Genomic DNA, 10,688 nt, shown 5'->3' with positions numbered 1-10,688 from the left:
CGGATGATTCCGGGGTCGTTTATGCGTTTCTTCAGGCGGTCGATCAGGATGTCGTGGTTAACCCGGTCGAAGAACTTCGACAGGTCAACGTCCACCACGATGTGGCGACCCTGTTGGGCGTAGCGTTGCGCAGCCAGCACCGCATCGTGGGCCCGGCGGCCCGGGCGGAAGCCGTAGCTGTGCTCGCTGAAGGTGGGATCAATCAGAGGTTGCAGCACTTGCAACAATGCCTGTTGAATCAGACGGTCGGTGACGGTGGGGATTCCCGGTTCCCGCTCACTGCCGTCCGGTTTCGGGATGCCTACCCGACGAACGGGTTGTGGTTGGTAGGAGCCGCTCAGCAGTTGCTGGCGAAGCTCCGGCCACACCCATCGCAGGTGTTCCGCGGTTTGGGCAATATCCAGCCCGTCCACACCTGCCGATCCTTTGTTGGCCTTCACGCGCTTCCATGCCCGTTGCATATTCTCTCGTGCGAACGCCTGCTCAAGCAGGCTTCGCCCTGCGCCCTCCGGTTCTCGTCGCGGGAGTCCTGTTTCATCACTGGTCACGCCCGGCAAGGCTTCACCTTCCCGTGTTGCGACCCGCCCCGCTGGCGCGGGCATCTGATGCCTTACAGTTTTCATCGACAAGGCGTTTGACGCTCCTTCTCGTTCGGCCCTTCGCCCTGTGTTAGCGGCTACTATGGCCTCTGCTGACTTCTCGCTCCGTGTTGCCACGTCGCCCTTTCAGGCATGAGGCGAGATCTCCCCGGGTAAGAACACACTCCTTCACCGCACAACCGCCGGATTTACACCACCTCGCCTTGGCCACAAGAGCTTCGCGACTTTTGGCCCGCTCGCCCTGCTCGGCAGTGCCTCGTATCCGATTCTTGTTCATCGGCTCACGGTTTACGCTCCACGCTTCCTCCCCACGGTCGGTCGCCCTTCCGCAGTTGCGCTTCACTTCGTTCGCTGTGGCCAGCTCACGGGAGGACTTGCACCTCCAGGAGTGCGCCCATGCCGGGCGCACCAAAAAAGCCGGCGCAGTGCGCCGGCTTCGCTTCCTTCAGGCTGAAACCCTCTCAACCATCAGGCATTCTTCAGCATCTCCCGCACCACATAGTGCAGAATACCGCCGTGCTTGAAGTACGTGGCTTCATTCGCGGTGTCGATGCGCGATTTCAGCTCACAGGTTTCGGTTGAACCGTCCTTGTACTTCACGGTCATGGTCAGGGTCTGGCCCGGGGTGATTTCACCCGACAGCCCTTCGATGCTAATGGTTTCCTCGCCAGTCAGCTTCAGGCTCTTGCGGTCCACGCCCTCCGGGAACTGCAGGGGCATCACGCCCATGCCGATCAGGTTGGAGCGGTGGATGCGCTCGTAAGACTCGGCCACCACGGCTTTCACGCCCAGCAGGCGGGTACCCTTGGCAGCCCAGTCCCGGCTGGAGCCGGTGCCGTATTCCTTGCCGGCAATGACCACCAGCGGCGTGCCCTGCTCCTGATACTTCATGGCGGCGTCGTAGATCGCCATCTGCTCGCCGGTGGGCACGAATTTGGTGAAACCGCCTTCAACGCCATCGAGCATTTCGTTTTTGATACGCACGTTAGCGAAGGTGCCGCGCATCATTACTTCGTGGTTGCCCCGGCGCGAGCCATAGGAGTTGAAGTCTTTCGGCTCCACACCCTGTTCCTGCAGGTATTTACCCGCCGGCGTGCCCGGCTTGAAGGAACCGGCCGGAGAGATGTGGTCGGTGGTTACCGAATCACCCAACATGGCCAGGATGTTGGCATCCTGTATGTCTTCGATGGCGTCCGGCTCTTCCTTCAGGCCCTCGAAGAACGGCGGATGCTGGATGTAGGTGGATTTGTCGCTCCACTCGTACACCTTGCTTTCCGGCACTTTGATGGACTTCCAGGTGTCGTCGCCCTCGAACACCTCGCCGTATTCCTTGCGGAACATATCGGTTTTCACTTTCTCGACCGCTTCGGCGATTTCCGCCTGACTCGGCCAGAGGTCGCCCAGATACACCGGGTTGCCGTCTTTATCGGTACCCAGCGGGTCTTTAGTCAGATCCACCCGCACGTTGCCGGCCAGTGCGTAGGCCACCACCAGCGGCGGCGAGGCCAGCCAGTTGGTTTTAACCAGTGGGTGCACCCGGCCCTCGAAGTTACGGTTACCGGACAGCACCGAGGCCACGGTCATATCGCCATCGGTAATGGCCTTTTCCACCGCCTCAGGCAGCGGGCCGGAGTTACCGATACAGGTGGTGCAGCCGTAACCCACCAGGTTGAAGCCAAGCTGGTCCAGGTCGTCCTGCAGGCCGGCCACTTTCAGGTAGTCGGTCACCACCTTGGAGCCCGGCGCCAGGGAGGTTTTCACCCAGGGCTTGGTACTCAGGCCCTTTTCCACGGCTTTCTTGGCGATCAGACCTGCAGCCATCATCACGCTCGGGTTGGAGGTGTTGGTACAGGAAGTAATCGCGGCAATCACCACCGCACCCGGGTCCAGCCGGCATTTCTCGCCTTTCATTTCCAGCGGCTGGCTGGAGGGATGCTCGAAATACGCGCTCTCGGCACCCACGGCGGTGCCGCCGCCTTCAGACTCAAGCTTCTCTTTACCGTTTTCCGGCGCGCCTTCTGCTGTTTCCATCAACAGCTCGAAGGAGGCCTTCATGTTGGACAAGGCCACCCGGTCCTGCGGGCGTTTCGGGCCCGCCAGGCTGGCCTCCACGTCACCCATGTCCAGCTCGAGGGTGTCGGTGTAGGCCGGCTCATGGCCAGGCTCGCGCCACAGGCCTTGCGCTTTGGCATAGGCTTCCACCAGCTCCAGCTGGTCTTCTTCACGGCCAGTCAGGCGCATGTAGTCGATGGTTTGCTCATCCACCGGGAAGAAGCCACAGGTGGCGCCGTATTCCGGTGCCATGTTGGCAATGGTAGCCCGGTCAGCCACCGGCATGTCTTTCAGGCCATCGCCATAAAACTCCACGAATTTACCGACCACGCCTTTCTTGCGCAGCATCTCCACCACGGTGAGTACCAGGTCGGTGGCGGTGATGCCTTCACGAAGTTTGCCGGTGATCTTGAAGCCGACCACTTCCGGAATCAGCATGGACACCGGCTGGCCGAGCATGGCGGCTTCCGCTTCAATGCCGCCCACGCCCCAGCCGAGGATGCCCAGGCCGTTGATCATGGTGGTGTGGGAGTCGGTGCCCACCAGGGTGTCCGGGTAGGCGACGGTTTTGCCGTCAATGTCTTTTTGCCAGACGGTCTTGCCCAGATACTCCAGGTTCACCTGGTGGCAGATGCCGGTGCCCGGCGGCACCACGCGGAAGTTATCAAAGGCCTGCTGGCCCCAGCGCAGGAACTCGTAACGTTCCTGGTTACGTTCCATTTCAATGTCCACGTTGTCCTTGAAGGACTTGGGCGTGCCGTATTCGTCCACCATCACCGAGTGGTCAATCACCAGATCCACCGGCGACAGCGGATTGATCATGGCCGGGTCCTTGCCCGCGGCCTGCACCGCTTCACGCATGGCGGCCAGATCCACCACGCCGGGCACGCCGGTGAAATCCTGCATCAGCACCCGCGCCGGGCGGAACTGGATTTCGGTATCGGAGTGGCGGTCTTTCAGCCAGTTCACCATGGCGTCGATGTGAGGCTTGTCGACGGTGGTGCCGTCTTCGTTACGCAGCAGGTTTTCCATCAGCACTTTCAGGGAAAACGGCAGCTGGTTGAGGTCGCCCAGGGTTTCCGCTGCTTTGGGCAAGCTGTAATAGTGAAAGGTTTTACCACCCGCCTCGAGAGTAGAGAGGGTATTCAGGCTGTCTTTACTCAATCCGTTACTCGACATGCAATGCCTCCTCTTTGGAAATCTAAAACTACTATTGCACCGAATAACCAGACTTCAACCAAAACCGGCTGAATGTTCGTCATTGTTTGTATTTATTGGCCAGTGTGTCGCCTGGATAAGCAGTATTCCGCGTTGACACCCCGGGCTGCTTGCACAATGCTGGTCTACCCTTTATTTACACGCACATCAATGCAGGCTGAAAATTGACCCAGGAATTCTCCGAAGCGCTGCAGAGCCTCTCTGCCGATGACTCGCTGGCATTATTTCGCACCAGCGCGGAACTCTCGTTCAACTCGATCGTGATGACCAACGCCAGGCATGAGATCGTTTATGCCAACCCTGCCTTCTGCAACATGACCGGCTATTCGGCTGAGGAACTGGCCGGGGAGAACCCGAAAATCCTGCAGGGCCCGATGACAGAACCGGCGGTGATCGAGAAACTGCGGCGGGATCTGAAAAAAAATGGCTTTTTCTCCGGCTCCACCATCAATTACCGGAAAAACGGCCGGCCTTATCTGGTGGAATGGAACATTACCGAAATCAAGGGAAATTCCGGCGAGCCGCGTTTCTACATTTCCATCCAGAAAGACATTACCCAGCTGCATGCGGCCGAATCCACCGGCAACCTGTTCGCCAAGGCCATTGATGCGGCCTACGACGGTATTTTTATCACCACCGCCGAGGGTATCATCGAGTTTGCCAATCAGGGGTTTGAAATCATCACAGGTTACAGCCCGACCGAGGTGATTGGCCGTGATCCGTCGGTACTCAAATCCGGTCGCCACGACAAAACCTTCTATAAAGGCCTTTGGCGCCATCTGAAAGAGGGCCTGCCATTCCGAGCCATGGTGGTGAACCGCCATAAAAGCGGCCACGAAATTCACTGCCAGCAGACCATCACGCCGGTCAAGAACGCCAGTGGCGAAATCACCCACTTCATCAGCATCATCAAGGACTTGAGTGATCGCGTCTTTGCCGAGCTGAAACTGCGCGAGCAGGCCTCCCACGATTCACTGACCGGGCTTTTGAACCGCCGGGCCGGGGAAATCGAGCTGGACGTGGTATTGATTCAGGCCCAGGAGAAGGACGCCCCATTCAGTCTGCTGATGCTGGATATCGACGACTTCAAAGTGGTCAACGATACCCACGGCCATCCCAAAGGTGACGAGGTGATCAAGGAAGTGGCGGATATTCTCATGGAGCAGACCCGCAAAACCGACAAGGTCGTACGCTGGGGCGGCGAGGAATTCATCGTAATCCTGCCGTTCTGCGACGACGACAAGGCCCGGGAGATAGCCGAAAGCATTCGCGCGGCAATGGCGGGCATTGAGTTTGAGGAAATTGGCCATGTCACCCTGTCTATTGGTGTGACCGAATCCCTGCCCGAGGACACCCCGGCCAGCATTCTTGAGCGGGTGGACCAGCGCCTTTACGCTGCCAAGGACGCCGGTAAAAACCGGGTCACCAACGATTAAGGGCCTGCCTTTTGCTTTCACTGGCTGATTTTTTCGTTGTCGGCACGCCACCGGGCAAACTGGTCACCGGCCACTACGATTGGGGCCTGGTGGCCCTGTCGCTGGCCATCGCCATCGGCGCTTCTTATATGGCGCTGGTGCTGGCAGCGGCCGCCCGGCGCAGCACCTCCCGCTACATGCAACGCCTGCACCTGCTCAGCGGTTCGGCTTCTCTTGGGTTTGGCATCTGGTCCATGCACTTTATCGGCATGCTGGCCTTTGCCATGCCCACCCATGTCCATTACCACCCCGGCATCACCGCGCTGTCTGTCGTGCCCAGTCTGCTGGCGTCCTGGGTCACCTTGAGCCTGCTCGCGCGCAACGAGCTGAATACCGGCCGCCTGGTGGGCGGTGGCATTACCGTCGGCGCCGGTATTGGTGCCATGCATTACCTGGGCATGGCGGCCATGCAAATTGGCCCGGCGTTGCGCTATGGCCCGGCTTTGTTCGTGTTGTCTATCCTGGTGGCCGTGGTGCTAGGCACCCTGGCCTTGTGGATCAGCTTCGGGCTGCGCCGGCACCGGCTTCTGCACGGTTACAAGCGCCGCCTATTGGCGGGCACCATCATGGGCCTGGCCATTGCCGCCATGCATTACACCGGCATGGAAGCGGCGCGCTTTATCGGCGAACCCGACCCGGATTTCCTGCCCGGCAGCAATCGCCACACCATCCTGGCGCTGGCCATTGCATTTGTAACCGTTTCCCTGAGCTTGCTGGCCGCCGGCGTCAACGCCGTGGCCCGTTATCGCGTGCTGATGCGCCACAGCCAGAAAACCGCCAGTGAACTGCAGGCCACGGTCGACGCCGCCGTTGATGGCATTGTGAAGATTTCCGAAAAGGGTGACATCCTGTCGTTCAACGACTCCGCCGAACGCATTTTTGGCTACCCCGCCGACGAAGTACTGGGCAAAAACGTGAAAATGCTGATGCCCAATCCGCACCGGGATGCCCATGACGGCTACCTGAAACACTATCTGGATACCGGCGAGCGCAAAATCATCGGCAAGGGCCGGGAGGTCTGGGCACTGCACAAGGATGGCCACGAGTTCCCCATCCGCCTGGCCATTGGTGAATCGCGCCTGGGTGGCGTCAGCACCTTTGTCGGCTTTATCACCGACATTTCCCAGCGCCACCGGATGGAAACCGAACTGCGCCAGGCCAAGGATCAGGCGGAGCAAGCCGCCGAGGCCAAAAGCGCCTTCCTGGCCAACATGAGCCATGAAATCCGCACCCCCATGAATGCCATCATCGGCTTTACCGACCTGGTGATGGATACCTCACTGAATACCGATCAGGCCCGGCACCTGGGCATTGTCAAAGACTCCGCCCGCTCGCTACTGACCCTGCTGAACGACATTCTGGACACCGCCAAACTCGATGGCGGCCACACCGAACTGGAACAGCGGGATTTCTCATTGCGAGCGGTGTGTGACCAGATCGTTGCCAGCCAGTCACTCACGGCCGGCGGCAAAGGCCTGTCGCTGACCCTGGATTACCAGGCCGATGACTATTTCCGGGGTGACCCGCTGCGCATCCAGCAGGTCATTCTCAATCTGGTCAGCAATGCGGTGAAATTCACCGAAACCGGCGGGGTGACCTTGCGGGTACTTCAGCCCCGCACCGGTGAAGTGGTGATTCTGGTGGAAGACACCGGCATCGGCATTGCGCCGGACCGGCTGAACCGAATTTTCGAACCCTTTACCCAGGCCGATGCCAGCATGACCCGCCGCTTTGGCGGCACCGGGCTGGGCACCACCATTGCCCGCCAGCTGACCGAACTGATGGGCGGGCAGATCAGCGCCACCAGTGAGCCCGGCGAAGGCTCCACCTTTCGCGTCAGCCTGCCCCTGGCTGCTGGCCAGCCGGTCGACCATGACCGGCAAACGGAGCAGGAAATCGAGCTGCCACCACTGACCCTGCTGGTGGCCGACGACGTAGAACAGAATCTGGAATTGCTTAGAGCCCTGCTCGGCCAGCGGGGCCATACCGTGATCACCGCCAGCAATGGCCGGGAAGCTCTGGATAAAGCCACTCAACAACCGTTTGATATGGTGCTGATGGACGTTCAGATGCCGGAGCTGAATGGCCACGAAGCCACCCGGGCGCTGCGCAAATGGGAGGCTGAACACCAGCAACTCCGCACTCCCGTGATCGCCCTGACCGCCAGCGTACTTGAAGCCGATCATCGCGATGCACTGAATGCCGGCATGGACGGCTTTGCCATCAAACCGATCAATATCGTCGACCTGTCCGCCGAAATGGCCCGGCTGCTTGGTTTGGATCTGCAGCCACGCTCCCCCAGACCAGCCGCTCACACATCGGCCAAGGCGGCGGACGACGTCCTGAACCGCAAATTGGTGGCGCAACTCTGGCCGGATGCCCGCGCCCACCACAAAGCCGCCAGCCGTTTCTTGCAGGCCCCTGAAAACCAGCCCAGCGACTTGCGCGAGCAGGCAAACCCGGGCGCTTCAATACACCGTTTGCGAGGCCTGGCCGGCAACCTCGGCTTCGGCCAATTGACACAAACCCTGGCGGACATGGAGCAGGCCTTCAAACGCCGGCAATCGGCCGGAGACCTGTGGCAACAACTTGAGGACCAGTTCGACGCGGCCCGCCAATGGCTTGCCAGTCAGTACCCGGACGAAACACCGCAGCCATACGAGGCGACCGAACTGGACATCGACGCCCTCAACGCACTGATTGACCAACTGCGCCAGGGCGAGATGCCCGAACAGGCTTTTGCCAACCTCAAACCTGCCCTGCCCCCGGCATGCGCCCGTGACGCCGGCGAGGCACTAGACAATTTCGAGCCCGAACAGGCGGCCCGTATACTGGCCGCCTGCCGGGACAACCTGAAGGAGACCCGATGCTGACCGACACCAAAACCCTGCTGCTGGTCGACGACGAGCCCGCCAATCTTCAGGTGCTGCGCAACATTCTGGCGGACGACTACCGCCTGCTGTTCGCCAAGGACGGCGACCGGGCCCTGGAACTGGCCCACAACGAAAAACCCGACCTGATCCTGCTCGATGTCATGATGCCGGGCAAATCCGGCTATGAAGTGTGCGAGGCCTTGCAGCAACAAGAGGCCACCCGCGGTATTCCGGTAATTTTCGTCACCGCCCTGTCGGATGCCGACGACGAAGCCCACGGGCTGGAGCTGGGTGCGGTGGATTACCTGACCAAACCGGTAAACGCGGCCATTGTCCGGGCCCGGGTGCGTAACCACCTGTCGCTGGTGCGGGTGGAAGAGCTTACCGCCACCCGCCTGGCGGTGGTGCAGCGCCTGGGCCGGGCGGCGGAATACAAGGATAACGAAACCGGCCTGCACGTAATCCGCATGAGCCACTACTCGCAGCTTATCGCCCTCGAGGCAGGAATGGGAGAAGCCTGGGCCGAAACCCTGTTGCACGCCGCACCCATGCACGACGTGGGGAAAATCGGCATCCCTGACTCGGTGTTACGCAAGCCCGGCAAGCTTGATCCGGACGAATGGGCGATCATGCAGCAACATGCAGAAATTGGCGCGCAGATTATCGGTGAAGACGGTTCTGAGCTGTTGGCCATGGCCCGGGAAGTGGCACAAAACCACCACGAAAAGTGGGACGGCAGCGGTTACCCGCGAGGCCTGAAAGGCGAGGACATTCCGGTATCAGCGCGCATTGTGGCGCTGGCGGATGTGTTTGATGCACTGACCAGCGAACGCCCCTACAAAAAAGCCTGGTCCGTGGACCAGGCCTGCGATCTGATTCGGGAACAAAGTGGCCAGCACTTTGACCCGGATCTGGTGGAGGCATTCTTTGCCTGCCTGCCGGCGATTCTGGAGGTCAAAAACCGCTGGCCGGAAACGTCTGCCTAACAGGCCATGTCGGGGTGATCTTCCACCTCCCGCATCAGAGCATCCAGAAGATCAATCACCTCTGAAGACGAGGCTTTCAGGGTATCCACCAGCTCATGGGACTGGGCGGTGTAACGCTCTGGATCAATGCGCTTGTTATGGAAATCCTGGGCCAGTTTGAACAACTCCCGGCCAACTTTGTGTACCTTCGGGTGCACCTCGTTGATCAGCCGGTCTGAATTTTTCAGCTGGTGCAGGCCCTTCGCCTTTTCACTGGCCAGGAACTGCCCCAGGCGGCACTGGGTGTGATCCTTCACTTCGTCTTCGGTAATCGCATCTTCGTTAAAGATCGCGAAGCGAATCAGCTTGTCCACCCACACCACGTGATCACGCTTGGCGCTGGCCAGCACCAGGCAGGGAGTGATCAGCCGCACGTTGGAAAAGATATTGTTGGTGTCTTCCCGCAATGGCGCCAGTGCCCCCATCAGCCCCTTGAAGATGCTTGCCAGGGCATCCGAGTCTTCCGAGTTGGAGCTGACCTGCTCGGCCATGTCGTGGGCCACCTGGCTCTGCTCTTCCGCTGCCGAGGCAATAGAGGTGGCCTGGTCAAAGTTCTGATTGGCCGAGTCCCGGGACTTGTGGATCACATCCGCCACCCGCTCACGGCTTTCGCCGGAGGCCTGAACCGCCGTCACCGATTTGCCCAGCCGCTCCTGCACGCTCTCCGAGCCGTTGATGATCTCGGTGACGATGCCGTTGATTTCCTGCGCCGCGCCGGCACTGCGGGCAGCCAGCTGACGCACCTCATCCGCCACCACCGCAAAGCCGCGCCCGGCCTCCCCGGCCCGGGCCGCCTCGATGGCGGCGTTCAGCGCCAGCAGGTTGGTCTGATCGGAAATCTCGTTCACGGTGTTGGTCAGCGTCTCGATACGCTTGGTCTGCTCGGCCAGCGCACGCATTTCCTCGTTGGCCTGGGTCAGCGCAATGTCCACCTCCGCCAGCCGGGCTTCCATTTCATCCAGCGCGGTACTGGATTCCTGGGTGTAATCATTCACGTTGGAGGCCTGGTGCAACACGTCCTGGCCCAGGCTGCCCACTTCCGAGGCACTGGCGGACATTTCTTCGATGGCGGCCGACAGCGTCTGGATGTTGGCCACCAGGCTGTGAATACGCTCGTCAAATTCCAGGGCGTTCTGGCCCAGGTCGGAAATATGGCGGGACACATCCACCGCGCCATTGGCCACCGCCAGCTCTTCGTCTGCCCATTCATCCAGGTACTCGGCCAGGGGCTTGAGCCAGTCCGGCGTGTTTTTCCGGTTATGGCCCTCTAGGACCGCCTGAATCATCTGTTTGGCTTTATTTTCGGTCAGGAACATAGTGCCGCTCGTTACAGCGCGCCGCGCTGGATCGGTTCGTCAAAAAAGTTCTTGGTTGATAACTATCAATTGTAACGGCAGACCGGCCGGATTCTTGAAGATCTGCATCAATTTACCAGGCATTAAGCCA

Annotated in this window: 6 protein-coding genes; 3 read left to right on the top strand and 3 right to left on the bottom strand. The window is 60.2% G+C overall.

Annotated elements, in window-relative coordinates; genetic code table 11:
* A partial coding sequence (locus BMZ63_RS13895; RefSeq protein ID WP_244888405.1) for a reverse transcriptase domain-containing protein occupies positions 1-629 on the bottom strand: 629 nt, incomplete at its 3' end.
* Positions 630-1,067: 438 nt separating this feature from the next.
* Complete coding sequence (gene acnA / locus BMZ63_RS13885; protein ID WP_091706410.1) at positions 1,068-3,830, bottom strand: aconitate hydratase AcnA; 2,763 nt, start codon at positions 3,828-3,830, stop codon at positions 1,068-1,070.
* A 203-nt stretch (positions 3,831-4,033) separates the two neighbouring features.
* Here acnA and BMZ63_RS13880 point away from each other — a divergent pair, with 203 nt between their 5' ends.
* From BMZ63_RS13880 to BMZ63_RS13870, 3 genes are read left to right on the top strand one after another with little or no spacing between them, the layout of a single operon-like run.
* Positions 4,034-5,305, top strand: a complete 1,272-nt coding sequence (locus tag BMZ63_RS13880) for a sensor domain-containing diguanylate cyclase (RefSeq protein ID WP_091706408.1) — start codon at positions 4,034-4,036, stop codon at positions 5,303-5,305.
* An 11-nt stretch (positions 5,306-5,316) separates the two neighbouring features.
* A complete protein-coding gene (locus BMZ63_RS13875) occupies positions 5,317-8,217 on the top strand; it encodes an MHYT domain-containing protein (protein WP_091706407.1) in 2,901 nt (966 codons plus the stop codon).
* Complete coding sequence (locus BMZ63_RS13870) at positions 8,211-9,203, top strand: HD-GYP domain-containing protein (protein WP_091706405.1); 993 nt, start codon at positions 8,211-8,213, stop codon at positions 9,201-9,203. The genes BMZ63_RS13875 and BMZ63_RS13870 overlap by 7 nt, the downstream gene beginning before the upstream one ends.
* Here the strand turns inward: BMZ63_RS13870 and BMZ63_RS13865 are convergent.
* Positions 9,200-10,558, bottom strand: coding sequence for a methyl-accepting chemotaxis protein (locus BMZ63_RS13865; protein ID WP_091706404.1), 1,359 nt, complete (start codon positions 10,556-10,558; stop codon positions 9,200-9,202). The genes BMZ63_RS13870 and BMZ63_RS13865 overlap by 4 nt on opposite strands.
* Between the last annotated feature and the right edge of the window lie 130 nt (positions 10,559-10,688).

The organism is Marinobacter persicus (assembly GCF_900114155.1).
Taxonomy (GTDB): Bacteria; Pseudomonadota; Gammaproteobacteria; order Pseudomonadales; family Oleiphilaceae; genus Marinobacter; species Marinobacter persicus.
The sequence above is the reverse complement of the archived record's forward strand: the minus strand, read 5'-3'. Positions and strand labels throughout refer to the sequence as shown.